At 67.8% G+C, this 26,281-nt stretch carries 27 protein-coding genes and 4 pseudogenes; 13 read left to right on the forward strand and 18 right to left on the reverse strand.

Annotated features, from left to right (window positions below; genetic code table 11):
• Positions 1–52: 52 nt before the first annotated feature.
• Positions 53–1,162, reverse strand: coding sequence for an IS630 family transposase (locus AB0H62_RS48840; protein ID WP_360592763.1), 1,110 nt, complete (start codon positions 1,160–1,162; stop codon positions 53–55).
• Between the two features lie 184 nt (positions 1,163–1,346).
• On the opposite strand from AB0H62_RS48840, the gene AB0H62_RS48845 reads away from it, so the two are divergent.
• Both AB0H62_RS48845 and AB0H62_RS48850 read left to right on the forward strand, forming a co-directional pair.
• On the forward strand, positions 1,347–1,523 hold the full coding sequence (locus AB0H62_RS48845) for a hypothetical protein (RefSeq protein WP_360592764.1): 177 nt from the start codon (positions 1,347–1,349) through the stop codon (positions 1,521–1,523).
• Positions 1,524–1,751: 228 nt separating this feature from the next.
• The gene (locus AB0H62_RS48850) at positions 1,752–2,342 is read left to right on the forward strand and encodes a hypothetical protein (RefSeq protein WP_360592804.1); all 591 of its coding nucleotides are present in this window, start codon (positions 1,752–1,754) and stop codon (positions 2,340–2,342) included.
• Between the two features lie 14 nt (positions 2,343–2,356).
• On the opposite strand, the gene AB0H62_RS48855 is transcribed toward AB0H62_RS48850, so the two are convergent.
• The 3 genes from AB0H62_RS48855 to AB0H62_RS48865 are packed head-to-tail and all read right to left on the reverse strand — an operon-like array spanning position 2,357 to position 4,427.
• Positions 2,357–3,106, reverse strand: coding sequence for an SDR family oxidoreductase (locus AB0H62_RS48855; protein ID WP_360592765.1), 750 nt, complete (start codon positions 3,104–3,106; stop codon positions 2,357–2,359).
• Positions 3,107–3,156: 50 nt separating this feature from the next.
• Complete coding sequence (locus AB0H62_RS48860) at positions 3,157–4,083, reverse strand: NAD-dependent epimerase/dehydratase family protein (RefSeq protein WP_360592766.1); 927 nt, start codon at positions 4,081–4,083, stop codon at positions 3,157–3,159.
• Complete coding sequence (locus tag AB0H62_RS48865) at positions 4,080–4,427, reverse strand: hypothetical protein (protein WP_360592767.1); 348 nt, start codon at positions 4,425–4,427, stop codon at positions 4,080–4,082. The genes AB0H62_RS48860 and AB0H62_RS48865 overlap by 4 nt, the downstream gene beginning before the upstream one ends.
• A 243-nt stretch (positions 4,428–4,670) precedes the next feature.
• Here AB0H62_RS48865 and AB0H62_RS48870 point away from each other — a divergent pair, with 243 nt between their 5' ends.
• Positions 4,671–5,534, forward strand: a complete 864-nt coding sequence (locus tag AB0H62_RS48870) for a LysR family transcriptional regulator (protein WP_360592768.1) — start codon at positions 4,671–4,673, stop codon at positions 5,532–5,534.
• A gap of 200 nt (positions 5,535–5,734) precedes the next feature.
• On the opposite strand, the pseudogene AB0H62_RS48875 reads toward AB0H62_RS48870, so the two are convergent.
• The 3 genes and pseudogenes from AB0H62_RS48875 to AB0H62_RS48885 all read right to left on the reverse strand — a co-directional run.
• Positions 5,735–5,845, reverse strand: a pseudogene (locus AB0H62_RS48875) (hypothetical protein); the annotation flags it as partial.
• 341 nt (positions 5,846–6,186) lie between these two features.
• Positions 6,187–6,582, reverse strand: coding sequence for a hypothetical protein (locus AB0H62_RS48880; protein ID WP_360592769.1), 396 nt, complete (start codon positions 6,580–6,582; stop codon positions 6,187–6,189).
• A gap of 324 nt (positions 6,583–6,906) precedes the next feature.
• The gene (locus AB0H62_RS48885) at positions 6,907–7,254 is read right to left on the reverse strand and encodes a hypothetical protein (protein ID WP_360592770.1); all 348 of its coding nucleotides are present in this window, start codon (positions 7,252–7,254) and stop codon (positions 6,907–6,909) included.
• A 357-nt stretch (positions 7,255–7,611) separates the two neighbouring features.
• On the opposite strand from AB0H62_RS48885, the gene AB0H62_RS48890 reads away from it, so the two are divergent.
• From AB0H62_RS48890 to AB0H62_RS48900, 3 genes are read left to right on the forward strand one after another with little or no spacing between them, the layout of a single operon-like run.
• Positions 7,612–7,887 carry a hypothetical protein gene (locus AB0H62_RS48890; RefSeq protein ID WP_360592771.1) on the forward strand — a complete coding sequence of 92 codons (276 nt, stop codon included), beginning with the start codon at positions 7,612–7,614 and terminating at the stop codon, positions 7,885–7,887.
• A complete protein-coding gene (locus AB0H62_RS48895) occupies positions 7,824–8,756 on the forward strand; it encodes a sensor histidine kinase (protein ID WP_360592772.1) in 933 nt (310 codons plus the stop codon). Before AB0H62_RS48890 ends, AB0H62_RS48895 begins: the two co-directional genes overlap by 64 nt.
• A complete protein-coding gene (locus tag AB0H62_RS48900; protein WP_360592773.1) occupies positions 8,744–9,385 on the forward strand; it encodes a response regulator transcription factor in 642 nt (213 codons plus the stop codon). The genes AB0H62_RS48895 and AB0H62_RS48900 overlap by 13 nt, the downstream gene beginning before the upstream one ends.
• 362 nt (positions 9,386–9,747) lie before the next feature.
• Here the strand turns inward: AB0H62_RS48900 and AB0H62_RS48905 are convergent, their stop codons facing one another.
• Positions 9,748–9,972 carry an SDR family oxidoreductase gene (locus AB0H62_RS48905; RefSeq protein WP_360592774.1) on the reverse strand — a complete coding sequence of 75 codons (225 nt, stop codon included), beginning with the start codon at positions 9,970–9,972 and terminating at the stop codon, positions 9,748–9,750.
• A gap of 144 nt (positions 9,973–10,116) precedes the next feature.
• On the reverse strand, positions 10,117–10,533 hold the full coding sequence (locus AB0H62_RS48910; RefSeq protein WP_360592775.1) for a CPCC family cysteine-rich protein: 417 nt from the start codon (positions 10,531–10,533) through the stop codon (positions 10,117–10,119).
• Between the two features lie 152 nt (positions 10,534–10,685).
• Here AB0H62_RS48910 and AB0H62_RS48915 point away from each other — a divergent pair, with 152 nt between their 5' ends.
• The 3 genes and pseudogenes from AB0H62_RS48915 to AB0H62_RS48925 all read left to right on the forward strand — a co-directional run bounded on the left by AB0H62_RS48915 (position 10,686) and on the right by AB0H62_RS48925 (position 12,721).
• Positions 10,686–10,958, forward strand: a complete 273-nt coding sequence (locus tag AB0H62_RS48915) for a recombinase family protein (RefSeq protein WP_360592805.1) — start codon at positions 10,686–10,688, stop codon at positions 10,956–10,958.
• Positions 10,959–10,961: 3 nt separating this feature from the next.
• Positions 10,962–11,045, forward strand: a pseudogene (locus tag AB0H62_RS48920) (hypothetical protein); the annotation flags it as partial.
• Positions 11,046–11,710: 665 nt separating this feature from the next.
• The gene (locus AB0H62_RS48925; protein WP_360592776.1) at positions 11,711–12,721 is read left to right on the forward strand and encodes an aldo/keto reductase; all 1,011 of its coding nucleotides are present in this window, start codon (positions 11,711–11,713) and stop codon (positions 12,719–12,721) included.
• A 6-nt stretch (positions 12,722–12,727) separates the two neighbouring features.
• On the opposite strand, the pseudogene AB0H62_RS48930 reads toward AB0H62_RS48925, so the two are convergent.
• Positions 12,728–12,901: pseudogene (locus AB0H62_RS48930) on the reverse strand (hypothetical protein); the annotation flags it as partial.
• Positions 12,902–13,156: 255 nt separating this feature from the next.
• Between AB0H62_RS48930 and AB0H62_RS48935 the strand changes: the two are divergent.
• The gene (locus tag AB0H62_RS48935) at positions 13,157–13,621 is read left to right on the forward strand and encodes a ricin-type beta-trefoil lectin domain protein (protein WP_220240325.1); all 465 of its coding nucleotides are present in this window, start codon (positions 13,157–13,159) and stop codon (positions 13,619–13,621) included.
• Here the strand turns inward: AB0H62_RS48935 and AB0H62_RS48940 are convergent.
• Positions 13,614–14,120 (reverse strand): TniB family NTP-binding protein, encoded by a 507-nt coding sequence (locus tag AB0H62_RS48940; protein ID WP_360592806.1) that lies wholly within the window; start codon positions 14,118–14,120, stop codon positions 13,614–13,616. The genes AB0H62_RS48935 and AB0H62_RS48940 overlap by 8 nt on opposite strands.
• 107 nt (positions 14,121–14,227) lie before the next feature.
• Here AB0H62_RS48940 and AB0H62_RS48945 point away from each other — a divergent pair.
• Positions 14,228–14,398: pseudogene (locus tag AB0H62_RS48945) on the forward strand (TetR/AcrR family transcriptional regulator); the annotation flags it as partial.
• On the opposite strand, the gene AB0H62_RS48950 reads toward AB0H62_RS48945, so the two are convergent.
• The 6 genes from AB0H62_RS48950 to AB0H62_RS48975 form a co-directional block, all read right to left on the reverse strand.
• Positions 14,395–15,195 (reverse strand): hypothetical protein, encoded by an 801-nt coding sequence (locus AB0H62_RS48950; protein WP_360592777.1) that lies wholly within the window; start codon positions 15,193–15,195, stop codon positions 14,395–14,397. The pseudogene AB0H62_RS48945 and the gene AB0H62_RS48950 sit on opposite strands and share 4 nt — an antisense overlap.
• Positions 15,196–15,261: 66 nt before the next feature.
• Positions 15,262–15,537 (reverse strand): hypothetical protein, encoded by a 276-nt coding sequence (locus AB0H62_RS48955; protein ID WP_220240322.1) that lies wholly within the window; start codon positions 15,535–15,537, stop codon positions 15,262–15,264.
• Positions 15,538–16,110: 573 nt separating this feature from the next.
• Positions 16,111–16,854, reverse strand: coding sequence for a hypothetical protein (locus tag AB0H62_RS48960; protein WP_360592778.1), 744 nt, complete (start codon positions 16,852–16,854; stop codon positions 16,111–16,113).
• Between the two features lie 136 nt (positions 16,855–16,990).
• A complete protein-coding gene (locus tag AB0H62_RS48965; RefSeq protein WP_220240320.1) occupies positions 16,991–17,257 on the reverse strand; it encodes a hypothetical protein in 267 nt (88 codons plus the stop codon).
• A gap of 10 nt (positions 17,258–17,267) precedes the next feature.
• Positions 17,268–17,528 (reverse strand): hypothetical protein, encoded by a 261-nt coding sequence (locus AB0H62_RS48970; protein ID WP_360592779.1) that lies wholly within the window; start codon positions 17,526–17,528, stop codon positions 17,268–17,270.
• Between the two features lie 140 nt (positions 17,529–17,668).
• Positions 17,669–18,604 carry a hypothetical protein gene (locus AB0H62_RS48975; RefSeq protein WP_360592780.1) on the reverse strand — a complete coding sequence of 312 codons (936 nt, stop codon included), beginning with the start codon at positions 18,602–18,604 and terminating at the stop codon, positions 17,669–17,671.
• A gap of 557 nt (positions 18,605–19,161) precedes the next feature.
• Between AB0H62_RS48975 and AB0H62_RS48980 the strand changes: the two genes are divergently transcribed.
• Positions 19,162–20,214 carry a hypothetical protein gene (locus AB0H62_RS48980; protein ID WP_360592781.1) on the forward strand — a complete coding sequence of 351 codons (1,053 nt, stop codon included), beginning with the start codon at positions 19,162–19,164 and terminating at the stop codon, positions 20,212–20,214.
• 343 nt (positions 20,215–20,557) lie between these two features.
• Positions 20,558–20,776: a hypothetical protein gene (locus tag AB0H62_RS48985; RefSeq protein ID WP_220240316.1), complete on the forward strand. Its 219-nt coding sequence runs from the start codon at positions 20,558–20,560 to the stop codon at positions 20,774–20,776.
• Positions 20,777–21,140: 364 nt separating this feature from the next.
• Here AB0H62_RS48985 and AB0H62_RS48990 read toward each other — a convergent pair whose 3' ends face one another.
• Complete coding sequence (locus tag AB0H62_RS48990) at positions 21,141–26,201, reverse strand: AAA family ATPase (protein WP_360592782.1); 5,061 nt, start codon at positions 26,199–26,201, stop codon at positions 21,141–21,143.
• Positions 26,202–26,281 lie beyond the last annotated feature (80 nt).

The following is a 26,281-nucleotide window of genomic DNA, read 5'->3' on the forward strand; positions in this document are numbered from 1 at the left end:
TGATCAACGCGTTCGCCATCACGTTCGGTGACCGCTGGCCGGGAGCCGAAACCTACTGACCGACCCGCCGGAAACACCGATCACGGGATAGACCCCGACAAAACCGTGTGAGTGAGTCGAGGATCTCTTCGGCGGTCTTGGTCCAGAGGAATGGCCTGGGGTGGGTGTTCCAGTCGGCGATCCAGGAACGTATGTCTTTCTCCAGCGCCTGGACGCTCTTGTGGACACCGCGTCGGATCTGCTGGTCGGCGAGGAAGCCGAACCAGCGTTCGACCTGGTTGATCCAGGAGGAGCCGGTCGGGGTGAAGTGCATGTGGAACCGCGGGTGCTTGGCCAGCCACGCGCGGATCTCCGGGGTCTTGTGGGTGCCGTAGTTGTCGCAGACCAGGTGCACGTCCAACCCCGCAGGCACCGTCTTATCGATCGTGACCAGGAACTTCTTGAACTCGCTGGCCCGGTGCTGGCGGTGCAGCTCGCCAATCACGGTGCCGTCGGCGATGTTGAACGCGGCGAACAGACTGGTGATGCCGTGCCGCACATAGTCGTGGGAACGGCGCTCAGGGATGCCGGGCATCATCGGCAACACCGGCTGGGATCGGTCCAACGCCTGGATCTGGCTTTTCTCGTCCACACACAACACCACCGCCCGCTCCGGCGGGTTGTGATACAGGCCAACGACATCGACGACCTTCTCCACGAACAACGGATCCGTGGAGAGCTTGAACGTCTCCGCCCGATGCGGCTTCAGCCCAAAATCGCGCCAGATCCGCCCGACAGTCGACTTGCTCAACCCGGACTTCTCCGCCATTGACGCTCGTGACCAACGCGTGGCGTTGCGCGGGGTCTGCTCCAACGTCGCCACGATCACCTCTTCGACCTGATCGACGGTGATCAACGGCGGCCGGCCCGGGCGCTGCTCATCCAACAGCCCGTTAAGCCGGTCAGCCACGAACCGAGACCGCCACTTGCCCACCATCGTCCGATGAACACCCAACCTGGCAGCGATCTCCATATGGGACAGGCCTTCCGCGCACGCCAGCACAATCCGACACCGCACCGCCAACGCCTGGGCCGACTTTGCCCGCCGCGACCACCGCAACAACGTCTCCCGCTCCTCAGCGGTCAACACCACCTCGGCCACCGGCCGACCACTACGCGCCATCCACCCACACTAGACTTAGTCATAGGATTTCCGACGCAGGACACTAGCCGGAGGAAGAAAACGGCATGACCACCGAGCCCCTGACGAAAGCCAACTACTGGACTGGGATACGGCGTTGCCCTACTACACGGGTCTTGTGAGCGAGTACTTGCGCGCTGACCGCGCGGGCTCTCTGGAGGAGGCCGTGACAAAGTTCGTCGCGCCGATCCAGGTCGCCTTCGTCCACCACCGCCGGGCGGCCGAGGACGACCACGGCGAGGGCATCCTGTGGCAGGCCTCGCACGCAGTGGTCAAGACAGATGGCCAGCGTGGCATTGCACCACATGCGTTCTGTGCCCACCGAGTGAGCGAGCGCACGTAGACGACTGCGAACACACAGCCCTGACGAATGGCCTGAACGCCGCCGCGAAGCGCTGTTGTGACGGTTCGCGCTCAGCCTCGACTACGACGGTGTCGCGGACTACGTAGCCAACCAAGCTGCCGAACCGTGCCCGAATCCGCAGGCGCAACCACCCACGGGCGAGGGCTGCACCCGGATGGCTTTACCAAAGGGGAAACCATCCACTGTTACACCTGCATCGCACCGGTCATGCTCCCCATCTCGAGGGCCGGCCGGTCATATTCGTCCGATAACCGGAGGGCACCCGCACTCAGGCATTCTTCGAGAAGAAGCTTCCCTGCGGCGCCCGGACTGGGTCCAGACCGCGGCACTGCCTCCGGCTCCCGCAGCGGCAAGGGACCGGGGACGATCACGTACCCGCTGATCGGGGACCTGCCGAGCCTGGTGCGGGCGGCGAACCTGGCGGCGCTGGCGCTGCACGTGCCACAGTGGACCATCGGCCCCGGCCCGACGCGGCGCCACCCGGACCGGCTGGTGTTCGACCTCGACCCGGGCCCGGTGCCGCCGTGGTGGAGTGCGCCCGTGTGGCCGGGCGCCTCCTCGCGGTCCTCACCGCCGACGGGCTCACCCCGACGCCGAAGACCAGTGACTCGAAGGGATCTGCAGCTGTACTGCGAAATCACGACCAACCACGCCAGCGCACCGGCCACCTACGCCAAACAGTTCGCGCAACACCTCGCCGACGAGACACCCGACGCCCTCACCTCCGTGATGGCCAAAGCCCAGCGGACCGGAAAGGTCTTCATCGACTGGCAGGCTCGTAGCGAGTGCGTTTCATAGAGCGCGAGCGGCGTTCAGAGCTGCACACCGCCGTCCATGACCAGTTCGGCCCCGGTCATGAAGCTCGATCGGTCAGACGCCAGGAACAGCGCCCCTTCGGCGAGTTCTCGAGGCGTGCCGAACCGACCGGCGAGGATCCCGGCCTTGAGCTGTTCCCGGAAATACGGATCGAAGGGCGCGATGATGTCGGTGTCGGTCGTTCCGGGGGTGAGCATGTTGACCCGGATGCCCCGGTCGGCCAGGGTGACTGCCGCGTTGCGGACCACCGATCGGAGAGCTGCCTTGGAAACGGAGTAGACGAGGAGCTGAGGATTGGCCTTCTGCGCGGCGATGGATCCGGTAATGATGACCGACGCGCGCTCGTTCAGCAGAGGAACAGCCTCCTGCAGGGCGAAAAGCGAGCCCTTGAGGTTGATCGACATGACGTGGTCGAAGTCGGCTGGGGTTGTGTTTTCGACCGTGCCCCAGGCTCCGACGCCGGCGTTGAGGAACAGCACATCTATGCGATGGCCGTCTGCGCGGATTCGGTCGTACAAGCGAGTGCGATCTTCCGCGGAGGCGAGATCTCCCGGCACCGCGTGGGCGCTCGTCCCCAGGTCGTCGGCGGCGGCATCGAGCTCGGCCTCGCGGCGGCCGGTGAGGTAGACCTGTGCGCCTTCGGCGATGAAAAGCCGTGCCGTTGCGAACCCGATCCCGGCACTGCCACCGTAGATCACGGCGGTGCGACCGGAAAGAGCTCCGACGGTGAGTGATTGCGTGCTCATTCTTCGTTCCTTGGTGAGGTTGGTAGTCGAGCAGTCAAAGAGATCGGCGGTCAGCGAGCCGCCGAGGTGGCGGTGCTCTCGATGATCAGCGGCGCGTCGCCCCAGATCTTCTTGTACGAGCCGCTCGTGAGTTCTTGTTCCAGCGAAGGGCCAACCGGCAACCAGCCGAGCTCAGCGACGGCCTTGGCGGAGTCCACGCGGGTGTTCGACCCGAGACCGTGCACCCACGAACCCCACACCTTGGCGGCTTCCGCGTCGTCAGCGAAGGGCCGCGTCGGAACATCGGCGAGCGATCCGATCAGGGACGCGATCTGCACGAAGGGCATCTCATCGGCTGCCACGTTGTACGCAGAACCGGCTTCGGCCAGTTCCAGGGCGAGCGCGTAGACCTCAGCTTGATCTTCGAGATACACGTTGCCGTACACGTTGAGCCCGGCGCCAAGGAATCCACTGAATCCGTGTCGGAGCGCAGCGCGCAGCATCACGGGCAGCTGCTGGCTCCCGCCGTACCCGTAGACCAACGAGGGCCGGATCACGATGCCGCGAAGGCCAGTGGCGTTGAGTACGAGGTCATCAAGCTCGTACCGCGGCCGGATCGGTTCGAGGGGCTCGAAAGGTGCGTCTTCAGTGTGCACGACCGCGCTGGGGTTCCCACCGGCGAGGTCACTGTAGACACCCGTTCCGGACGTGCGGATGAGGGTTTTGTCGGTTCCGGAGAGCGCCGCCACCAGGGCGTGGGCCGAGGCCGAGTGATCGGCGTTAGCGGTCTCGACCACCGCGTCGTAGCCGACGGCGAGCTGCTGGAGTTCTTCCGGGGAGTCAAGATCTCCGGCGACGGCGAAGATCCCGGCGGCGGCTACGGTCCGGCGGCCGGCTTCGGTGCGAGCCATCCCGTGCACTTCGTGGCCATGCCTGTCGAGCGCCGCGGCGATGGCGAGGCCGAGGTACCCGTTGGCTCCGGTGACGAGAACTTTCATGATTCTTCCTCAGAGGTGTCGGTCAGCGGAAAGGGTGCGTTGGCGCTGTCGAGAAATTCGACGGTGACGAAGGTGAGGTTGTCCGTGCCGGCGTTTTCGAGATCGTGCAGGAGGTACTCGCCGCGACGAAACGTGAAGTGCTTTGTCGTGCCGCGCTCGTACGACACGCGTCGGGTGGTCCCGTCGGACGTGTGCTGGACACTCACGCCGGGTGCCAGCGCCGTCCAGAAGTAGTCGAGGACGTGCCGATGCGCCGGCACCCGCTCCCCGGGGCCGACCGTGATCATCCAAACCCGGACGCGGTCGCTTTGGCTCAACAACGTGGTGCCGACTCTGCCGTTCATCTCGTTTCGAGCGAACTCTGCGCGGAGCTCGGGACTCCAGCCTGCGAATTCGGCCGAGACGAGTGTCCCGGCAAGCTCGTTGGGCGATGTTCTCAGTGGTGGCATATGGCTTTCAAGTCTCTCCAGAGGTGACTGCTTCAGGTGTCACGACCAGTTTGCGGAGGACCGATCGATAAGTCCAATCACAGTCTTCGACTGAATCCATAATCATCTGTTATCTTCGGACGAGTGACCCTCAGGCAGATGGAGTACCTCATCGCGGTAGCGGAGACGGGATCGTTCTCCCGGGCCGCCGAGTCGCTGAACGTCTCGCAACCCGGCTTGTCGCAACAGATCAAGCAGCTCGAGCGTGAGATCGGGGCGGTACTCGTCGAACGACTGCCAAGGCTGGCCTGCCTGACTCCGGCCGGCCGCGCGTTCCTGCCGGACGCCAGGCGGGCGGTCACTGCGGCCCGCCAGGCGAAGCGTGCGGCTGTGGCGACCGACACGGGCAGCGGAGACCTCGAGATCGCCACGGTACTTTCCGTGGCCGCCGGCGTACTGCCGGCCTCAGTCGCAGAGTGGAACAAGCGTGCCCCGGGTGCGACCATCCGACTGTTCGAATACACCCACGCCGACCGTTTGGCCAAGGACGTCGCCAACGGCGTGGCCGATCTCGCCGTGGGTCCGACGCCTGTCGGGTGGGAGGGGCCGGTGGTCCCGTTGGGCGCCGAGGAGTTCGTGGTGGTCCTCCCGCCGCACGACCCTGTCGCCGAGCACGGCGGTGTGATTGATCTCGAGATGCTGGCGGATCGCAGCTGGGTGCTGTTCGATCGTCAAAACGGGCTGTCGGACATCGTCGAAGGACTCTGCAGGGCTGCCGGGTTCGTGCCCCGAGGAGTCCTCCACACGACCCAGATCTCCGCCGGGGTACGCCTGGCCGCTGCCGGCCTGGGCCCCATGATCATTCCCGACAACGTCGTGCCGCCGGAGTTGAGAGCCCCCGTGATGCGACTGCGGAAGCCCTTTCGCCGTCCGTTGTCGGTGTACGCGAGGATGACGTTCTCGCCGCTGGCGCAGGGATATGTCGATGTTTTGCGGAACACGCCCCTGCGCCTCACGAAATGAACGGCATCACGGCGGTAGTCGAATGCGAGCCCCGGAGCCAACCTCAGCTCCGCTTCCGCGCGGCCGCAACCTTTTCGTGCACCTCGCTTGCGCACACCCTTCTCAGCCGATCCGTCCGCCACCCGCTCAAACACCTCATAGACGGCAACAATCTCGGATGAGAGGTGAAGGTCTCGCACTGCGTGCCGCAGCGAGATGGCCTCGGCTGCCTGAGCTTGCGCCCACCGCAGCGTGCTGGCGTGGTCATTGAGCGCCCCGCTGGCGGCCTGCAAGGAGTCGGCCGCTGCGTACCACCGCACGCAGAAGTCCATCAGCGAATCGTGCACACCCTGATGTCCATACAACTCTGAGTCACCACACAGGCTGCGGAGCTGGAACCCCTGATGATCCGTGACACTGCGGCTGATCCCGCTTCCAGCATCAGCTACTTTGTCGACATCGACAGGGAACCCCGGCCCATCCACCACTGAAACGGCCCCCTCGAACACTCACAGTACTCGTGCATCATCCTATGGGCCCAAACTATCGGCAAGCTCTCGATCACTCGCAGACGAAACAAGGCCTTCGTGGTCTCGTTGTTCCGCCGCGCGGCGGCCAGGTTGGCCCAAGAGACGGTGATCGCACAGCCGGCGTGGCTGCCTGAATCCCCGGTTTACCAGAACAGGTGCGTGCGTTCGCCGCCGCAGAACCGGCGCGCGGCGACGAACAGCCGCAGGTAGAGCTGATCGAGTTTGAGGTAGTTGGGAATGAGGTCGGCGGTGGTCAGGGTGGCCTCGCTGTACTCGAGGCCGGTGTCGGTTCGGGTGGCGTAACGTGCGGGCACAGTGTCGGTGTCGCCGTCGGCAAGCCTGATCGCGTCGTCCAAAGCGACGTCCACGAGGCCGGATACCTCGGCGTCGGCGAGCGGGACGTCTTCCAACGCCACGTTGAGCGGGATCAGGTGCCAGTGCTGGAACTCGCGCTCGATGTAGTCGGGGGCGAGAGTCACGGCGGTCTGCCGCAACCCGATCGGGTGCAGGTCACCGTAAGCAACAGGCAGGCCCAACATGTCGGCATAGTCAGGCCGATCGAAGCTGTATCGGCCCGGAGCCTTCTTCTGGAGGAATACACGCTGGGTGGCGGGGTTGATCGCGAGCGCGGAGAAGGTGCGGTGCCACAGGCCCTGGGCGTGGGCGGTCTTCTTGTCCTCGGTGCCGACGGGTTCGGGGTCACGAATCGGACACCGATCGAGGGAAGGACATAGCCCTACTGCAGCGAATGGACCGGACCGGCTGATTGGCTTGGTCGCCGCCGACAACCGCCTCTACCGTTCCCGGAATGCTTATAGGGGCATCGTAAGCGACTGCCGGAGCAGCCGTGGATGTTCTCGTTTTCATGACAGGCTTTCGGTAGTGCGAAGGGCAAGCCAGGTGCACATTCCGGCCAGGGCCAGTTCCGGAACGGCGCAGATGAGGGCCTGGGTGAGTTCGGTGCCGGGCCGGGCGGTGAGGACGTCGAACCAGGCGTCCATCCCTATGAGTGCCGCGACGGCCGATGCCGACAGGCGGGCGCGGCCGTCGCCCCGGCGGTACAACCGCGCGGTGGTCGCGCAGCCGAGCGCCATGGCCAGGTCGAGGCCGATCCACAGGGCCGGCCAGTGCCGCACCTGGGCGGTCTCAGGCAGGGTGCGGCCCAGCACGAACACCCACGGCACCATGCCCGTCGCCACCGCGCTGAGCACCCTGGGCACCCACGTGTTTCGTGGTCGCGTCCGGACACCCGGCAACGTCGCCGTGCATGGCGGCCAGAGGGCATCGTCTGAACGGTCATGAGTTTCCTCCGCCGAATGTCGTGGTGATGCTGCCCGACACCGGTGTCGGCCAGCTCTGCGGTGGAACCTTGCCGCCGGATCCGGCCAAGATCAGTAGCCCGGGGTTCCGGCTTCGTGGTGGTGCCTGCTACCGCACCGATCCAGGTGGGTGCAGGATGGTGACGCCGGTTCCGTCTCGATTACCGTTGGATCATGGATACGTCACCTCACGGGTGGACCGGGGGCGGTGTATCCCCGGCTGTCGGGTTCGTCGCGGCCGGGGTGTCAGTGCAGCTGATCACCCTGGGGATCACTTCCGTGCTCTGGTTCGGCTTGCACCAGACGGATGTGAAGTTCGCCAGAGACGTCGTCTTGGGTGGCGTGATCTTCACGGTTGTCGTGCTGTTGGCCTCGTCCCCGGTGCTGACTGCGGTTCAGGGGAATCGGCTGCGCGCCTGGCTCGGCGTGGACATCCCGCCGGTCACCGCGAGGAGATGGACTTGGCGCGGCTCCACGGCGACCGGGCGACAGCTCGGCTATCACGCCCTGGTGGGCCTGCCCTGACCGCGTATGCACTGCTGGCGGCAGTCGTATGGACGACCGGTGTCATCCTCGCCGGGGCCGTCGCGTACCTGCTGATATTCCCGATCAACGGCCTGCTGCGCACCACCTCTGACGCCCGACCAACCGCGCTCGGCGTGATACGGCCGGTGCTGGTGGCCGGATCACGCACGGCCGGCGTCATCGCCCAGCTGGACGCCTCGGCCGCGGACGCGCTGCTGGGCCCGAACCGATGGCAACGCCGGCTGGCAGATTTGACCGAAAGCCGCGCGGGTGTCGTGGACGCCGCCGATGCCGAGCGCCGCCGCATCGAGCGCGATCTGCACGACGGTGCTCAGCAACGGCTGGTGTCGCTGGCTATGAACCTCGGCCTGGCCCGGGCCGGCCTGCCTGACCTGCCCGATGAGGCGAAACAGGTGATCGTCGACGCGCACGAGCAGGCCAAGGAAGCCCTCGCCGAGTTACGCATCCTCGTCCGCGGCCTGCATCCCGCCATCCTGGACGACCGCGGCCTGGACGCCGCGTTGTCCGGCATCGCCGCGCGGGCTCCGGTTCCAGTCCGCCTGCGCGTGGACCTGCCCGATCGGGCGTCCCCGACCGTCGAGGCGGTCGCCTACTTTATGGTCACGGAGGCGCTGGCCAACGTCGCCAAGCACGCCGAGGCCTCCCGGGCCGAGGTTGAGGTGCGACGGCACGGCGACGTGCTGACGGTGGCCGTGACCGACGACGGCATCGGTGGAGCCGACCCGTCCAACGGGACCGGACTGACCGGACTGGCACACCGGGTGTACTCGGTTGACGGCACACTTTCGGTCAGCAGTCCGGCCGGTGGACCGACCGTCGTGAGCGCGGAGCTGCCGTGCGTGTCGTGATCGCCGAGGACTCGGTCTTGCTGCAAGCCGGCCTCGCCCGGCTGCTCGGCCTGGCCGGGATCGAGGTCGTCGCCACCGTCGGGGTCGCGGAAACGCTGCTGACGGCCGTGGCCGAACACCAGCCCGACGCGGCGATCGTCGATGTGCGGATGCCACCCACCCACACCGACGAAGGCATCAAGGCGGCACTGGTGATCCGACGTCAATGGCCCGCGGTGGCGGTCTTGATGCTGTCCCAATACGTTGAGGAGCGTTACGCCGCCGACCTTTTGTCGGCCAATACCAGCAAGGTCGGCTACCTGCTGAAAGACCGGGTGGCTGACGTCGCCGAGTTCGTCGACGCGCTACGCCGGGTCGCCGCCGGCGGCACAGCCCTGGACCCTGAAGTCGTAGCGCAGCTGCTGCTGCGCCACACCAGTGACCCACTCGACCGGCTCACCCGGCGCGAGCGGGAAGTACTTGCGCTCATGGCCGAAGGTCGCGCCAACGCCGACATCGCCGAAACACTGGTCGTCACCGAAAGCGCGGTCGCCAAGCACATCAATGCCATCTTCGCCAAGCTCGACCTGACACCGGGCAACGGCGACCGCCGGGTGCTTGCAGTACTGTGCTATATGCAAAAACGATGACCCACGCCATCAACAGACCCTCGACGCGGCGGGCCGCAGCACCACCAGCACCGCGGATGGGCGCCGAAGGGCCGAACATGCCTCGCTGGCTGTTTGCCGCCGGAATCCCCGGGCAACCCACCGGCAGACACAACCTCACCAACCCTGCTCAACCGGCACGGCATCGGGTCCCAGCCCACCCCCGCGGACCCCTCGCAGCACTCGCACCGAAGAACGTCATGACGGCCGTTGTCGAGCCACTGGTGAGGACGTTACCTGGACGGCTCCACGGCAGCTCCGCATGACCGCATTGGTCGAAATTAGGAGTCGCGATCGGCTCGGTCATGCCCGTGCGTCGAACGGGATTCCCCCACATCGACACCTCATCGGGTGGTGTGGGCTCCGCCGTTCACGTGCAGTGTCTGCCCGGTGATGTGGCGGGCGCCGTCGGAGGCCAGGAAGTAGGTGGTCTCGGCGATGTCGCCCGGGTGTCCTGCTCGTCCGTTGTGGGTGGCGTCGATCAGTGCAGTCCGCCGTCGCTCGCTGAGATTTCCCCGGAAGAAGTCGGTCTCGGCGATGTAGCCGGGCGCAATCAGGTTGGCCGTCAACCCCCTGGGGCCGACGGCCGACGACAGCCCGGCGGTCCATGCGGCCCAGCGCCGCTTTGGCCACACCGTAGGAGGTTGAGGCGTTGCGCCAGACAACGCCGATCGCGGCACCACCCGACCTGGTCGCGGTCCCGTCGGTGGCCGTCAACTTGCGATCAGCGTTGTCTGCGCGATTACAAAAATCGTCGCCAAAAACATAGGCCTCCACCAATAAAGAACGCGCCGATCATCAGGCCAAGGAGTCACCTGACTATCCTCATCTTCGAAATTATCAATTCGTAGGTAAATGGGCCGCCAGCCGTCATCGGGCAATTCCCGAGCGCTGGCTGGAAGCACCCTTCCCCTCCGTCGATGTTCACTTGCCCCCATCCGCCGATAATTACTTTGGGCCTCAATGAGCGAGACGTTATTCGCCCCACTGCGCAACATTGGCCATCGGAGCTGAACAAGGTCGTCCCCCGAACGGCAAATCGGACAGATCATCGACGATCCGTGCAAACCCTCATGGACTTGCTGTCCACAGCACGGACAAGGGAATCTTTCAATCTGATCGACCGTCATGGCACCAATATCCCAGGTTTCCTATTGAAGCAGGCCTGATCGGCTCGAAAATATGTGACTATCCCCTCTGCTACAGTATCCAAAACTCGCCAGTATGCGGGTCGAAATAATACTTAGTACTGCCAATTTACTTTATTTCCACTACGGGCCGACTGTCCAAGCAGCTGCAGGCGAAAGGTGTGGACCTGGTGGTGCTCGACCAGGGCATCGACACCTCCACCGCGGTCGGGCGCATGTTCTTCCAGATCCTCGGCTCGATCGCGGAGTTCGAGCACGCCCTGATGTCCGAGCGGACGATGGACGGCCTGGCCGCTGCCCGTGCACGCGGTCGCACCGGCGGGCAGAAGCCGAAGCTCGGGTCCCGTCAGGTGCAGCTGGCCCGGCAGATGTACGACGAACGCGGCGATGACGGCAAGCGTCGTTAAACGGTCGCCCAGATCGCCGCGGAGTTCGGCGTCACCCGTCCCACCATCTACCGGCACCTGGGCAAGGCCTCGACACCGCACCAGTGACGGCCACGTCGGCCTGATCAGCGCCACCGGACGCCAGCACGTCGGAGGCGGCTAGCAGAGAGGACCGTTCCGTGAGTGACGCGAAAAATCGAAGAACCAGGCCCGATCTTGTATTACACACTGTCCAAACACTCATCGCTGTCGTGCTGTGGATCTTGTTCATCGTCAGCCCGAACTGGGTTCGACGCAGCCCAGTATCTTGCCGTCTTCGTCACCGTAGGCGCGATCTTGGCTTGGATACGCTACGTGATTGCACGACGGAACCAACCATCTTGAAGGGATGATCGAGCCAGCTCCTGCGTGCTCGACACCGCATGGACTTGGCTGCGCTGGCGCTGCTGGCTGCAGCACTTACTAAGAGATGCCGCGGGTAGGGGCGCCGTCGCGAGCGCCGCGATACCACCGCCCGGACCAGCGGAATCTCTTAGTGATCGAGCGATGATCGGTCGTGGCGACCGACCCGCGAGGGCGGATTGCCGTCGGGGGGTGAGTAGTGCCCCACGCGCTCGGCCGAGAATTGACAGTTTGTACTCGCTACCACTGGGTTCTCTGGTACGTCTGGCCGAAACGGTCGAAACCTGACAGGGCGCACATGCCCCACGCGTCCGAATTCCGGACCGAAGCGTATTGCGTTAGAGCGCACTCCAGCTCCTAGGTTCGGAAGCATGCGATACATCAAACTCGGAACGACCGGACTGGAAGTCTCCGCCATCACCCTCGGCTGCATGAGCTTCGGCGAGCCGGACCGGGGCGGCGAGCCCTGGTCGCTGGGCGCGGACGCCAGCCGGGACATCATCAAGCAGGCCCTCGAGGGCGGCGTCAACTTCCTCGACACGGCCAATGGGTACAGCGCCGGAAGCAGCGAGGAGATCGTCGGCCAGGCGGTCAAGGACTTCACCCGGCGCGAGGAGGTCGTTCTCTCCACCAAGGTCTGGATGCGGATGCGCCCCGGCCCGAACGGCGCCGGGCTGTCCCGCAAGGCGATCTTCGCCGAGCTCGACGCCTCCCTGAAGCGACTGGGGACCGACTACATCGACCTGTACCAGATCCACCGCTGGGACTACGACACCCCGATCGAGGAAACCCTCGAGGCGCTGCACGACGCGGTCAAGTCCGGGAAGGTCCGCTACATCGGAGCCTCTTCCATGCACGCCTGGAAGTTCGCCAAGGCCCTGTACCTGGCTGACCTGAACGGCTGGACCCGGTTCGTGTCGATGCAGGACCACTACAACCTCATCCACCGAGAAGCAGAGCGGGAGATGCTCCCGCTCTGCGCCGACCAGGGCATCGGCGTGATCCCGTGGAGCCCGCTGGCGCGGGGCAGGCTGACGCGGGCCCGGGACACCGCCACGGCGCGTGCCGAGACCGACGAGGGCGGCAAGATCCTCTACCGCGACGAAAACCAGGCAGTGGCCGAGCGCGTCCACGAAATCGCGGGCAAGCGGGGTCTGTCCCCAGCCCAGGTCGCCCTGGCCTGGGTCATGCGCAACCCGGCGGTGACCTCGCCCATCGTCGGGGTCACCAAGCCGGCCCAGCTGGCCGACGCGGTCGCCGCGGTGGACGTCGAACTCGACGAAGACGAGGCCGCCTACTTGGAGGAGCCCTACCAGCCGCACGAGGCCGCCTACCTGGAGGAGTCCTTCTACAAGCCACACCCTGTGGCGGGCTCCCGGTAGTCCGGGCTACCGCCGGGCCTTCGACGAGTCCTTGGCCTTCACAGCCCTGTGGTGGGCCCGGCGGTGCTTGTGGGCGGTCGCGCGCAACTGCATGATCCGCGCGCTGCCCGCCAGCGCGGTGAGGAGGATGCCCGCCACCGCGGCCAGCAGCAGGGCCACGCGCAGCGGAACGTGCCCGTGGGCACCGAGTAGCCGACGTCCACCGACTGCTCCTGAGTTTGGTCAATTGGTAAGACGTGTCCGGTGCCTCGAGCCGCAGCACGTAGTTCACCTGCAGTATCGCTCGGCGGGGGCCCTTGCCGAGCGCGGCGCGGCTGCGTGATCCCCCGGTCGTGGGCGATATTCGCCTGGTTGGCGGGACAGTCGGTGGTGGCCGACACGGCAGGCTGGGTGCCCGGACGTGTTTCCGATCGGCGAAGGGGAGGGACCGGGCAAATGCGCTCGTTCTGGAGGAAGTTGGCGGTGGTGGGCTCGGCGGCGGTGCTGACGCTCGGACTGGGCACCATCCCGGCCCACGCCGCGGTCTACGTGAGCTGGGAGAACGACGGAACCGGGGAATGCCTGGACTATCGGTCCGATTACGGGCCTTACGCCACAACGTGCAACCGCGGGACATACCAGGCGTGGCTCGCCACCCTGGGAACGGCGCCCACCGCGATGCGGCAGGAGAGCACGAGGCTCTGCCTTGTCGCCCGCTCGGGCCAACCGGTGATGCGGGACTGCCTCGCGTCCGACCCGGCGGCCCTGTGGCGGATGGTGGCGGTGGCATCGGGCTACTACCGGTTGCAGAACAACGTCACCGGGACTTGCCTCACCGAACAGCCCGGGAATATCCATCACGTCACCCTGAGCGGTTGCGGGTTGGGCGCCGCGCAGTCCTGGGATCCGTACGTCAACTAGCGGAAGCCGTTCCCGCCGAACCGTTCCTTGGAGTCTCCCGGTTCGAATCGGGTGACTCCAAGGAACCCTGACGGCAGCTGGCACCCGGCGGGCTTTGAGTGCCGGTGGAAGGCGTCGTGGGTGTTCGGCTGCCCTGCTGCACGACGGCGGTGTTCGTTCTGCGGGTGCCGGCGAACAGGTTCGCGCGCTCGACGTCGATGCCGGCGTAGACGAACGTGGCGGGGATCCGCTCGGAGAAGTACTTGAGCTGGTCCGAGACCTCGGCGCCGGCGCGGGTTGCGAGGTTGAGGTTGTGGATCTCGTCGACGAGCACCAGCTCGCAGCCGACGTCGCACAGCACCGCGCACACCGCGTTGGTGATGTCGGCCAGGTTGTGCCGCGCGGTGAACGGCAGGCCGAGGAACCGCGCGAACTCCGCCGCCACCATCCGCGGCGTCGCCTCCGGGGCCACGGTGATGTAGACGACCGGGAACCGGTGCCCCGGTTCGGGATGGCGCAGTGCGACGGCGAGCTCGTGGGCGCGGCCGAGCTAAGTGATCGCGGTGGTCTTGCCGGTGCGAGCGCCAGCCGCGGCGACAGGGTCTGCGACGACGGGCTTGCCCATGTGACCGCGGCGCCCTTCGCACCACGCTGTGTGCCTCACAGCTGGTCGGACTCGGCGTGATCCGCTACATCGCGCGGTTCGAACCAATGGCGTCCACCGCCGTCGAGACCCTCGTGACGGCCGTCGCGCCCACCCTGCAGCGCTACCTGACCGACAACCTCGGCCTCGGCTAGACCCACCGGGTGCTCACGGCCTGCACGTCGACCGGGTCGAGCCCGGGCACCAGCAGGACCATCCGGTTTCCCTCGCCCGCCAGGAACCCGCCGCGCCGGCGGGCGCCGAGCCGCGCGTACCGGTCGGACAGCCCGCGGGCCGGCCTCAGCCGCAGGTGACTGCCGTCGGTGTACGTGGAGTGGGTGACGCCGGGTTCACCGAAGTCGAGCGTGGCCGCGCGCCAGCCCGTATTGAGCACCGCCCGGCGGCGGCGCCACCAGATCACGGCGAACCAGGCGGCGACCGACCCGCCGCCGAGTCCGCCGAACATCAGGCCGTAGGCGATCGCGCCTCCGAGCGGGTCCAGGACGGAGTCGTCGGCCCGGCGCGCGGCAGCGGGCTCGGTCTGGTCGTAGGTCACCTCGATCCGGTCGCCGATGCCGAGGTGTTCGGTCTTGCGGTAGGGAAAGCCGACTACGTGCGGACCGTCCGAGCCCGGGTAGGACACCTCGAAGTGCCGGTCGGCGAGCCCCACCACAACGCCGTACACCGTGAGGTCGTCCGCGTGCGCCCGGGCTGCCGCGTCTTCTTCGATCCCGAGCAGAACGATTCCGGCGGCCAGCACGCCGGCAGCCGCGACCACACCGGCCACGGCCCAGCCCGCACGACGGGCCAGCCAGGACAGCACGCGGAAACGGCCGTCCGGGCGGGCGTCGTCGCCGGGCGGAAGCCAGGGCTCCCCGTCTTCGGGCGCGCTGCGGTCCGCCGGGAACACGAACTCGCGCCGCGAGCGTTTGCCGACCGGTCGCCGCGTCACCGAGTGGTCCACTTCGAACCGCGCGGGACGCGCACCCCGGCTGCGTACGCGGCCGGGCTGCGGCCGTCACCAGCCACCCACGCGGCGCCGGAGTCGCGGTTGATCTTCTGCTCGTCGTACACGTCCCCCGCGAGGTAGGACACGATGACGGCCGGGCGTCCCGCGCCGCGGCATGTCCACGACGAGGATCTCGCCGGACGCGGTGAAACCGTTCTCCAGCAACGCGTCCGACGCGTCGCACAGCCGCGAGATCCCGACCGGCGCCCCCGGCACGACCAGGAACCACAACGCCCCGGCGATCGCGGCCCGCCAGAACCGCAGGGACAGCGCCCTGTCCCCCATCGCGGACTCCGTCGGTCCGCGGCGCGCCCGCTCCCCCCGGGCCGGCTCGTGCGCCCGCAGGCGGTTGCGCGCCCGCCGGCCCGCTTTGTGGCGGGTAGCAGTGGTTCACCGTCGTCGGCGGCCCGCTCGGGCCTGTCGCCTTCTTCGTTCGCCATCCCCAGCTCCATTTCCTGAGCGTACGGCGCAGAAATGCGGCTCCACCAGGGAAAATCCTGCGATGGAGAACACCGGGGCCGGAGGCAACCGAACGACCTTCCCCCGCGTTTGTTCAGTCCGCTGCACGCGCGCCGACGACCCGGGCGGGCACCGCGTACGGCGCCTCGCCGCGACCGTGACGGAACAGGATCGGCCACGCTGAAACGCCGGGTTGCCTCGGTGACCGCAGCGCCGCCAAACGAGTGGATCGTCAAGCTGGCTTGACGCACGGAAAGTCGATCTTGCAGGTGGCCGTCGGTCCGGTGATCGGCGCCCTGGCCGCAGTTGTCGGCTACCTCTTTGCGGAGCGGAAACGGGGCTAGCACCATCGGACACGAGCCCACCGCCGGCTCAATCCTCAGGGGCCCGGTGATTCGGTCACACGGCGATGAACAACTGCGGAAGCTGAGCCAGGTCCTTGCGCACGGCGGTGTGCCGGTCCCGACGCTGCTTCTCCTCATCCGCCGCCGAGGTGTAGCGCGCGTAGAGGTCGCCGGTGGTCGCGCCAAAGGCTTGGACCTCGTCGGTGAAGACGGTCAAGGCCTTGGTGAAGCGCTCCTCCGCTTCGTCGACCTGGCTTGCGCCCCAACCACTGGCCGAGATGCTGCCGAGTCGTGCCTTCGTGGATTCGAGACTGACGGAGGCCTGTATGGCTGCGCGCCCCGCCTTCGACATCGACATGATCGTCGGGAAGTCGTGGTCGGTGGCGGCCTGTAGCTCTTGTCCGTACGCCAACTGCTCCAGGGGCAATGTGCCGCTGAAGTAGTTGGTGGTGCCTGAAACGAGCACGTCGTGGGCACAGGACGCGATGAAACGGTCGGCCTCGTCCGCCCGGAATTCGCCGAACTTCGTGGTGACCTGCACCCGGCTCCGGCGCAGATCACAGCCCTCCTGCCACACCACGTGCCAGTGCTCGGGCGAGTCCGCGCACTTGTCGGGGTGGTAGTTGACGACGCCCCAGGGCTGGCCGGCCAGGGTGCCGTCCTCGAGCACCAGCGGTCGCTCCAGCAGCTGCCGGAACACCGCGAGCGTGACCTGCTTCCCGGACACCGTCAGCGTCTTGATCTCGACGCTCGCGGTGGTGATCGCGGCATTCTGCACCGTCAAAGGCGGCTTCGCCACGTAGTCCCCTCTCCGACATCGAGCTCAGTCTTCCGTGCGGCCGCGGCCGGCAAGCCCGTCCTCCTGGTGTAGCCGACCGCCGCGGTGGGGCGCCGGCCCGGCGACGGAGCGGTCGTCCCGCCGGCGCTCGGTGCGGTCATACCCGCCAGGTCGGGGTGTTCGAGCCGGGCCCGCCCTCGGCAGGACGGATCGGTGGCCACGCGTGCGGGTCGTCGAGCTCGCAGGCGGTGATCAGGTAGAGCGCGGCGGGCCCGTGCTGGGACTCGACGAACGCGTCGGCGGCGCCGGTGGCGGGCCGCAGCCCGTGGTCGCGCAGCTGCTTCTCGGTCCACAGGAACGACGGGGCCGAACCAGTGCGGTAGCAGGGGCGGCCGGACTGCGACCAAGCGGACGGTTGTGCCACGGCGATCTCCTCAGACCGGCAGGCGGTAGTGGGCGGGTGCGCCCTGAGCGTCGACGGCGTGATTCATCGCCGCCGCGACGTCAGTGGCGCCGGCGCCGGTGGCTTGGGCGATGACGGCCTGCAGCTGCGCGGTGCTGGTGACCGGCGGGAACCGCGGTCCCGGGGTGATCCAGACGTCGGGGCCGTCGTCGTCGCTGTTGCCGTTGCGCGTCAGCCGCGCGAAGAAGCTGCGGGTGCCCGAGTCGTAGCCCAGATGCTCAGCTCGTCCCACCCGGGCAGGAACAGCGCCCACGCACCTTCGACCAGGTTCATCATGTCGTCTCCTTGGTGGTCTGGACGTGCTCAGCGGCCGCGGTTATGGCGGTGGAGGGCGTCGGCGTGGTCGTCCATCTGGCGCACGTGCGCATCGAATCAGGGTCGTGATCGGGGCGCAGGGCCGGGCGCCGGGATCGGGCTTCCGGGTTCAGCCGTGGGCTGCCCGAGCGGCGCCAGCGGTATCGGCACCGGTCCGTACCTCCAGCGGTACCCGTGCCGGCGCAGTGTCTCGTGTTCGGCGATGGCCAGTGCAAGGGTGGTGATCATCCCGCCCAGCGTCAGGAACAGCCACAGCCCCATCGACACACCCTGGGTGTCGTGGCCGACGAGCGCGACGATGGTGGTGGCCACGACCAGGATCGCCGACACCGTGGGTGCCAGCAATCGGTGGAACTCACCCGCCCAGCAGCTGGTCCGGCTCGCCCAGTACGCCACAAACAATATGTAGAGGATCATCCACGCGAGACCGACGAGCCACCCGAGGAAGACTCCTCCGAAGATGATGAGTGCGGCGTTGTCGGTGGACCTCGCAACAAAAACTATGCCGATGATCTCCATCTCCAGCGCGACTGCGAGAAGCCCCCACAGCCCTGGCAAGACGCCCATGTTCTCCAAGATGATCGGCATCATCAACGCGTACGTCGTAACCGCCATGATCACGATCCGCCACAGCGGCGCCAGCCAGCGGCGCCAGCCGAAGTCACGATGAAACCCCCGCCTGGTCGCCGCGAACGTCACGATCATCCCCAGCGGGACAAGCCCCACCGCGATCGTCACGTTCACCGCGGTCTTTGCCCAGCCCTCATCCGTCAATACCTGGCCCGCCGACCGGGTACCGGTGTAAATGCCGACAACGACCAGCGTCAGCAACCCCAGCACACTGCGAAGGGTCGACACGTAAGACAGAAGACCTACTTTGTCACCGCGCCCGAACCGCGGGTTGCCCCACACGCCTGCGGTCTGCCACGGCCAGAACCCGTAGCCGCCCCGGACGAACTTCCTCCAGGTTTCCCTGCCCTCATCACCGCTCACCCGGAGAGACCGTACCGACGCTCACCGTCATTGTCCGGCGCAGGCGAGATGCCGAGGCTCCCGATCACCCTGATAGCCCAGCGACGACCGACGGGCCCCGGCTCAGCGCCGGCGGGCCACCCGGCGCCGCGGTGTCCGTTGCGAACCAACCGGGGTTGGCAACCGACCTACCTCCCCGAAAAGTGCTAAACGGTTGTGCTGAGCGGAGCCGACAGGTCAGCACCACGGTTGAGGAAGTGACATGACACCTGAGACTGATCGTGGTGACATCGCCGTGAGACAGTTCAGACAGGCGCAGGTCACGGAAGATCAAGATGTCATCGGCCGGGAGACCCTTCATGCCCGCCAGGGTGTCCCAAACCCGCCGGGCAGCGCCGGTTTGCCATTCACCGCTGCGTGTCTGCGTCCGCAGACGGCTCGAGCGCACGCCGACAGGTGACCGGCCACGGCGCCGAGCTGTCTAACCTGGCTTCCGTGCGCTGGGGACGTGGTGTGACGTAACGCCGCTCGCCCGGGTAGCGAAGATCGGGTGACCTTGTGCGCACGTAGGGAGAGAAATGACCGTTCGTCCGGAATCCGATCGCGTCCGGCTCTGGGAGCCCGACCCCGCCGTGCCGGCCGGTGCGCTACCGGTGTTCGGTGAGCTCCACACGAGCGCGCGCCGCCGCGCGGCTGCGAGCCTGTTTTTCCCGCTGCCGTTCGTGATCGGCGGGATAGCCCTGTTCTTCGCCGGTAAGGGTGTCGCCGCGCCACTCTTCCTCGTCGTGTTCTTCGGCGTCGCCCTGGTCGCGGCCATCGCCATTCTCACCACACTCCGCCGGGCGGTGCCGTTCCTCGGGGCCCGGTTCGAACCAGTCGACTGCGCGCCGGACGGGGTGGTCCTCGCGGGTCGCGAAGTCGGCGTCCGCCTGCCCGACGGCCGGTGGCTACGGTCCAGGATGCCTGCACCGCTGCGGGTGCAGCTGGCCGGCGAGCGCCGGCTGTGGCTGCTGCGGGTGGGTGAGCGGGCGATGGTCACGTTGCCGGGGTCCGGCGTTCTCGGGGCGGCGCGGATCACCGACGGCCCGCTGCCCGGTGCGCTGGTACTGCCGGTCGGCTCCCGGGAGCCGACCTCGCCGCGGCTCGATCCGGTGCTCACGGCCTATCGGCGCTACGTCGCACGCCTGTGTTGGTACCCGGCAGCGGTATACGGCGTCGTCGCCGTCCTCGCGGGCTGGGCGTCGGCGAACCTGCCGGAGGATCGGGCCCTTCAAACGGCCAGAAGCGGGGCAGTGTTCATCGCGGCGTTCGTCGGTGTTCTAGCGCTGATTGTGGTGGTCCGCGTGTTTCGGCTGCGCGCTCCACTCGCGGCCGACACCTGGACCGAGCTGGCCGTGGTGCTCGACCGGCCGGTCTCGATCAACGGCCGTGGTCTCGTCCGTCTCCAGGGCCGGGCCGTCCTGCACGACGGCCGCACGGTCGGCTTCCGAATGCGGAACGTGACCGTCGCGTTCGGCCTCGCGACGACCACGACCGGGCAGCTGTGGATCGCCGGGGTGCCGCGTCCCGGCAAGTCCGCCACCGCCGGCATCCCCGGCCATGCGGTCATGGGCACGGTCCGACTCACCTGAGCAGGCCGTAACACCGGTGCTCTACCGGGACCACACCCCCATCCGCCCCATCGACGAGCCGTCCCGACAGCTCACCTACAAGCTGATGATGCACATCCGTCGCGATGCCTTGGGCGGCCGCGGCGGAAACGCGCACGCACTCCTCCAGGCACTCAGCCCGTACAAAAGGCGACTCGCCGCCGAACTCGACGAAACCGCAGACCGTAGCTCCCAGACTGTGAGTGGTGGGTGAGAGGCTGCCAGGCATGACTGGGTCGGAGCCGAAGGCGGATCTTCGCAGGTATCTGCAGGCCGCCCGCGACATCTTGCTGTGGAAGCTTCACGGGCTCTCGGAGTACTCGTGATGGACGACGACGTGTTCGATGACTTGTTTGGCGACTCCGTGCAGGTCAACGCCGAGGGAGTCCCAATCACGGCAGCTGAGGCGACATCCGTGTCCGAAGGCGTCCCGTTCACAGAGGAGAACGTGACGCGACTCCTGGCACAAGAGCCGATGGCGTCACCAGGCGCATGCATCCTCGACCGCGCGTGGCGCTTTCGCGATGACGTCCTGAACGCGTAGTGATCTTGAGGGGCGGGGCAGCAGCCAATGCTGCTCCGCCTTTCGAGTTCGTACGGACCGAGTCGTTGAGCAGCGCGGACACTTCCACTACCGCTCGGGCTGGATCCGAGGTACTTCGAGATCGCCTTCTCCTTCACCGATGTCCGAGGTCGCCGTGAGCGGCGAGCCAACGGCGAGCTCGAGCGCATCCTCGAGTGAGCATTTGCGACGAGACACGCCATGTCATCATGCGACGTCAGCGACGTCGCGGTTTGGTCGTCGTGTGGGCGACAGTTTTCACCTGGTGCGCATGGTTTCTGTCGCCGCCCAGCGCGCCAACCGCGGGCTCGACGCCGACAGCGGCCGATGACCACGAGGCGCGTCATCAATGCTGCGCGTCTGCATTCCCAGCTGGGTCGGGCGCACGTCGAAGGGCGACTGCCCGCTCGGCGCCGTGGGCGTGTGACAATGGGAGTTCGGCATGCAGGGTGGTGCCTGCGCCGGGGGCGCTGTGCACCACCAGTCGGCCGCCGAGTGCTTCGGCCCGGTCTTTGAGTCCGACGAGGCCGGTGCCGCGGGTGAGGTCGGCCCCGCCGCGGCCGTCGTCGCGGATGCAGACGCGCAGGACGTCGCCGGTCTCCTGGTCGGTGGTGTCGACCGTGACGCCGATCATGGTGGCGTGCGCGTGTTTGGCGGTGTTGGTCAAGGCTTCGGCGACCAGGTAGTAGGCGGCGATCTCGAATTGCTCGGGTAGCCGCCGCGGCATGGTCACGTCCAGCTCGACCGGGACCGACGAGCGGCGGGCCAGGGCTTTGAGCGCGGAGTGCAGCCCGCCGTCGGCGAGGACGGCCGGGTGAATGCCGCGGGCGAGCTCGCGCAGTTCGTCGAGTGCGGTGATCGCTTCGGTGGCGAGATTGTCCAGCTGAGCTCGGAGCTCAGTGGCGTCGAGATGTGCTGATGCTTGTGCCGTGCGGGCGTGGAGAGCGAGGGAGACCAGCCGTTGTTGCGCGCCGTCGTGAAGATCGCGCTCGATGCGCCGGCGGGTCTGGTCGGCGGTGGTGACGACGCGGGCGCGTGAGGTGGTCAGCTCGGCGTAGAGCTGCGCGTTGTCCAGCGACACAGCCAGTTGCCCGGCGATGAGGCTGACCGCGTCGAGCCGCTCGGCAGTGAACGCGGCGCGGATGAGCCGGTTCTCCAGCAGCAACACCGCCCGCAGGCTGCCGCGGCTGAGGATGGGCACGGCCAGTAGGGCGCAGCGGTCGAGGTCGGAGAAGTAGGGGTCACGGGCGAAGCGGTCGTCCTCGGTGGCGTCGGCGACCAGCACCGATTCGCCGAGGCGTTGGACATAGCGCAGCACAGACAGCGGGACCATGGGTTCCCCGGCGGCGCTCGGGGCGGTGCGTGCGATCTGAGTGATGTCTTGGATCTCGGTGGTGCCGGTGTCGCTGTCGGGAGCGGGGAGCAGCCAGTCGTCGCGTTCGGAGTTCCACAGCAGCAGCTGCACACCGGTGGCGCCGGTCAGCGCGCTGAGGACCTCGACGACGCGGGTGCGCAGGCGTTCGATGCTGGTCTCGGAGCTCAGGGCCTGGGAGGCGGCCAGGATGCCCAGCAGGTCCAGGGTGCCGGTGGTGACCGGGCCTGTTTGCTGCGACAGATGAGCGGGCTGGTCTCCGCTCAGCCCAGTGGTCACGTCGGAGTGTGGCCGCAGTCTGGGGTAGGCCCAGTCGAGTTGGTCGACCTTCGCGCTCGCACCCCAGGCGGCATAGGTCTGGCGGGCCTGGGCGAGCAGCTCACCACCGACGCGGTCCAGGCCGTGGGCCAGGTAGAAGCGGGCTGCGCGTTCGGTGATCAACGCCCGGTGCCAGGGCCGCGCACGGCCGGCGACCTCGCGTCGGGCGGCGTCGAACGCCAGCTCGGCGGCCCGGTAATCCCCCACCACCCACGCCCGCTCGGCCTCCAGCCAGCGCTGCAGATGCAGGAAGTTGTCCGGCGCGGCTGCGGCACGTGCAGCCAGCCACCGCGTCGTCTCGTCCAGCTCGGCCAGCAGAGCGGCGCGCTCGTCACCGGCCGTGTTGCGGGCTTGCCCGGCCAGGGCCAACCCACGCAGCAGGCGGGCCACGGCGGTCGAGTAGTGGCCCAGGATGGCCGGTAGTAGCGGCATCGCCGCCGCGGTGTGCTGTGCCAAGCCGGATGGATCGCCGAAGACGGCGGCGGCGAGCGCCCGGCTGAGATGCGCGTACAAAAGCGCCATCGGATTGTCGGCGTACCTGTCGGTGGGATCCGCCGCACCGATCGCGTCCGAGCTTCCGCCACGCAGCACACCGGCCAGCCATCGGTGACCGTCGAGCACCTGGCCGATCTGTTCGTTGCCGGTGCGCCGTGCAAAGGCGACGCCCGCCTCCAGTTGCTCGACGAGGTGGTCGAGGGTTGGCGGGCAGTCGAGCAAGAAGTACTCGATCGAGTGATAGGTGTAGCCGGTGTACGCCAGGTCGCCACCTGCGATCAGCCCCTCGCGGGCACGCAGCATGGCGTGGAGACCGTTTTCGAGGGGCTCGAACCAGCAATTGAGGATGGCGAAGTAGTAGTGCGCGTACGAGGTCTCGGGCTCATAGCCGCGGGCTTCGCCCCACGCCAGGAGCCGCCCCAACGCCCGATATCCGGCGCTGTCGCCGCGCTGTACCACGGTGTAGTAAGAGGCGAAGCAGGCGGGGCAGACCAGGGTACGTCCGGGTCCGTGCTCGAGCCAGATCCGCAGGGCTTCCAGGCTCAGCCACTCGAGCCTGGTGTGGTCGGCGAGGAAAGAGACCGGCGGCAGGGTCGCGTCGAGCAGGCGGGTCGCAGCGAGCAGCGTGGGGTCGGTGATCTCCGGCCGAACCAGATCCTCGGCGGTGTCGGTTTCCAGCCACCGGTACAGGTACTCGTACTGGCGGTCGAGATCGGCGGCGAGCTGGTCGGCGGCCGGGATGGTGATTCCGCACGCGCGCAGCGACTTCAGGCCCAGATCGATCGCCTCTGTGAAGCGTTTGCGGTGGGTCAGGCTGCGCACCTGCACCGCGATCGCGTCGGCGCGTCGGATGGTGCTGGGACACAGCCGCTCGATCGTGTGGTACTCCTCGTCCGCCTCGTCCAGTCGCCCGAGGCTGTACAGGGCGGCGTGGCGGCCGGTGTGCACCTGGATCAGCGTGGCAGTCTCCCCCGGGCCGATCAGCCGCAGCGCGGCGACCAGCAGCGCGTTCACCAGCGTGTACTCGCCGATCAACGCCGCTTGGTCGGCGGCGCGGCGCAGCAGCCCCACCACCTGCCGGCGCTCCGCCGCATCGACGACGGCGTCGATCACCCGCAGGTACTGCTCGGCCGCCACCGCGAAGAGCTCCGGTAGCCCGGCCAACCGCCGCGCGATCGCCAGCTGCAGGGCGCAGCGCCGAGGCGGGTCCAGCCCACTCAGGATGACCTCGCGGGTGCGGTCGTGGCGAAACCGCACGGCCTCCCGCAGTCCCGGCTCGATCACCAGGACGCCCTCGTCGAGGGCGGGCGCCAGCTGCTGGTCCACCACGCCCGCCTGTGCGGCGGTGGCGGTCTGCAGCAGACTCACCTCGGCTCGCCCGCCCAGGCACGCCATCGCCTCGACCAGCGCCCGCGAGGGCGGCGGCATCGCCGCGACCCGCGCCGCCAGCAGTCCGGCCACCTCGGACTGGCCCAGCCGAGCCCGCACCGCCGCGTCATCCCACCGCCACCCGGCGGCGGTCGCCGCCAGCACGCCCTCCCGCTGCAGCGCGTTGAGCAGCTCCACCGTCTCGTACGGGTTGCCAGACGTGCGCTCGCTGAGCATCTCGGCCAGTCCCGCCACGGTGGCCCGATCCGCGCGCAGCACCTCCGCCACCATGGCGACCAGGCTCGGCACCGCCAAGTTGTCCAGCCCCAGCCAGCGCACGCCGGCCTGCTCGCGCCACCGGGACAGCAGCGCGGTCAGCGGATGCGCCGCGTCCACCTCGACGTCGCGGTAGGCGCCGACCAGCAACAGGCCTTCGACCGGTTCCTCCGACAGCACGAGATCGACGAAGCCGAGCGGGGTGCGCCCACCCCACTGCAAGTCATCGAGGAACACCACCACCGGCCGGTCCCGCGACGCGACCGCCCGCAGCCCCTGCACACCTGCTTGCTGCATGCGCGCCTGCGCGGTCAGCGGATCCCCCGCATCCGGCGGCACCCCCAGCAGCACCGCGAACTCCGGCACCACCGCGCTCAACAGACCCGCGGTCGCCCCGACCGAATCGACGATCCGTTCACGAATCGCGGCGAGCACATCCTCCGGCTCGGCCAGCAACAGCCGACCCAACGCCCGGAACGCCTGATATCCCGCGTTGAACTCGATATCCCGCCGGTACTGGTCGAACTTGCCGGCCACGAACCAGCCGTCCCGGCCCGTCACCACCGACCGCAGCTGATCGACCAACGCGGTCTTGCCCACCCCCGGCGCCCCGCCGACCAGCACACCCTGACAGCGGCCGGCCAGCGCCTCCTCGAACGCCACCTCCAGCGCTGCCACCTCGGCATCACGTCCCACCAGCCGTGAGGGCGGCAGCAGCCGCTGCGGAACGTCGTGCTCGCCGATGCGCACCCACGCCGCCGCCGGATGCGCCTGGACGTCGCGGACCTGGTGCAGGTCGTGGGCCAGGCCCTCGGCGGACTGGTAGCGGTGGTCGGGTTCCTTCTCCAACAGCCGCATCACGACCTCGGACAGCGCAGCGGGCACCGCCGGGTTCAGCTGGGCCGGGGGTACCGGCACCCGTGCCAGGTGATCGTGGGTCAGGCGCAGCGGGTCGCCGGACCCGAACGGCGGCCCGCCCGTGGCCAGCTCGTAGAGCGTCGCGCCCAACGCATACAGGTCCGCGCGCTGGTCCACCGAACGGCCGGTGCGCCCGGTCTGCTCGGGAGCGAGGTACGCGAGCGACCCGACGATCTCGCTGTGGTGGGTGAACTCGGGACGGATCTCGGCGAACGGCGTCGCCAGCGCGAAATCCACCAGGCACGGGTCCCCGTCCCCGGAGACGACGATGTTGGCCGGAGTGATGTCACGGTGCAGCACTCCGCGGCGATGCATTCCCGCGACCGCCTGGGCCAGTTTGCCGGCCAGCCGGATCAGCTCATCGATGGCCAGTGGCTTGGCCGGCCCGGAAAGGGTGGTGTCACCGGCGTCCGCCAGCACGATCGATCCCGGGTACCGCGGCGCATCCATCAGTTGCGCAACCCCGTCGACACCGCGCAGCCGCTCGAGGATCGCAACCTCGTGCCGCAACCGGCGCTGCGCGTCCGGCCCGAGTGGCTCCTTGCAGACGACGGCGACGCCACCCGGCAGGGACACTCGAGTCACCCGAGTACGCGCGCTCTGCTGAAGCACGACGGCGTCGGGCGGATCCCGGCCCGGCAGGGCCACGCCTGTCCCCATCCACAGTGTCTACGCTTGGCCACCTGCTTGCACAAGTTCCTGCCCATCGCGGCACGTCCCTCAGGACAAGAGCCAAGCTG

Source organism: Amycolatopsis sp. NPDC050768, assembly GCF_040654155.1.
GTDB lineage: Bacteria > Actinomycetota > Actinomycetes > Mycobacteriales > Pseudonocardiaceae > Amycolatopsis.

What these genes read in the sequence shown, in the direction of transcription:
- AB0H62_RS48980 (WP_360592781.1), top strand. Translation starts at nt 19,162, where the DNA reads ATGACCGTTCGTCCGGAATCCGATCGCGTCCGGCTCTGGGAGCCCGAC.
- AB0H62_RS48985 (WP_220240316.1), top strand. Translation starts at nt 20,558, where the DNA reads ATGGACGACGACGTGTTCGATGACTTGTTTGGCGACTCCGTGCAGGTC.
- AB0H62_RS48870 (WP_360592768.1), top strand. Translation starts at nt 4,671, where the DNA reads ATGGAGTACCTCATCGCGGTAGCGGAGACGGGATCGTTCTCCCGGGCC.
- AB0H62_RS48840 (WP_360592763.1), bottom strand. Translation starts at nt 1,162, where the DNA reads ATGGCGCGTAGTGGTCGGCCGGTGGCCGAGGTGGTGTTGACCGCTGAG.
- AB0H62_RS48855 (WP_360592765.1), bottom strand. Translation starts at nt 3,106, where the DNA reads ATGAGCACGCAATCACTCACCGTCGGAGCTCTTTCCGGTCGCACCGCC.
- AB0H62_RS48860 (WP_360592766.1), bottom strand. Translation starts at nt 4,083, where the DNA reads ATGAAAGTTCTCGTCACCGGAGCCAACGGGTACCTCGGCCTCGCCATC.
- AB0H62_RS48935 (WP_220240325.1), top strand. Translation starts at nt 13,157, where the DNA reads ATGCGCTCGTTCTGGAGGAAGTTGGCGGTGGTGGGCTCGGCGGCGGTG.
- AB0H62_RS48955 (WP_220240322.1), bottom strand. Translation starts at nt 15,537, where the DNA reads ATGGGGGACAGGGCGCTGTCCCTGCGGTTCTGGCGGGCCGCGATCGCC.
- AB0H62_RS48880 (WP_360592769.1), bottom strand. Translation starts at nt 6,582, where the DNA reads ATGTTGGGCCTGCCTGTTGCTTACGGTGACCTGCACCCGATCGGGTTG.
- AB0H62_RS48910 (WP_360592775.1), bottom strand. Translation starts at nt 10,533, where the DNA reads ATGACGGTCGATCAGATTGAAAGATTCCCTTGTCCGTGCTGTGGACAG.
- AB0H62_RS48925 (WP_360592776.1), top strand. Translation starts at nt 11,711, where the DNA reads ATGCGATACATCAAACTCGGAACGACCGGACTGGAAGTCTCCGCCATC.
- AB0H62_RS48850 (WP_360592804.1), top strand. Translation starts at nt 1,752, where the DNA reads ATGCTCCCCATCTCGAGGGCCGGCCGGTCATATTCGTCCGATAACCGG.
- AB0H62_RS48865 (WP_360592767.1), bottom strand. Translation starts at nt 4,427, where the DNA reads ATGAACGGCAGAGTCGGCACCACGTTGTTGAGCCAAAGCGACCGCGTC.
- AB0H62_RS48990 (WP_360592782.1), bottom strand. Translation starts at nt 26,201, where the DNA reads ATGGGGACAGGCGTGGCCCTGCCGGGCCGGGATCCGCCCGACGCCGTC.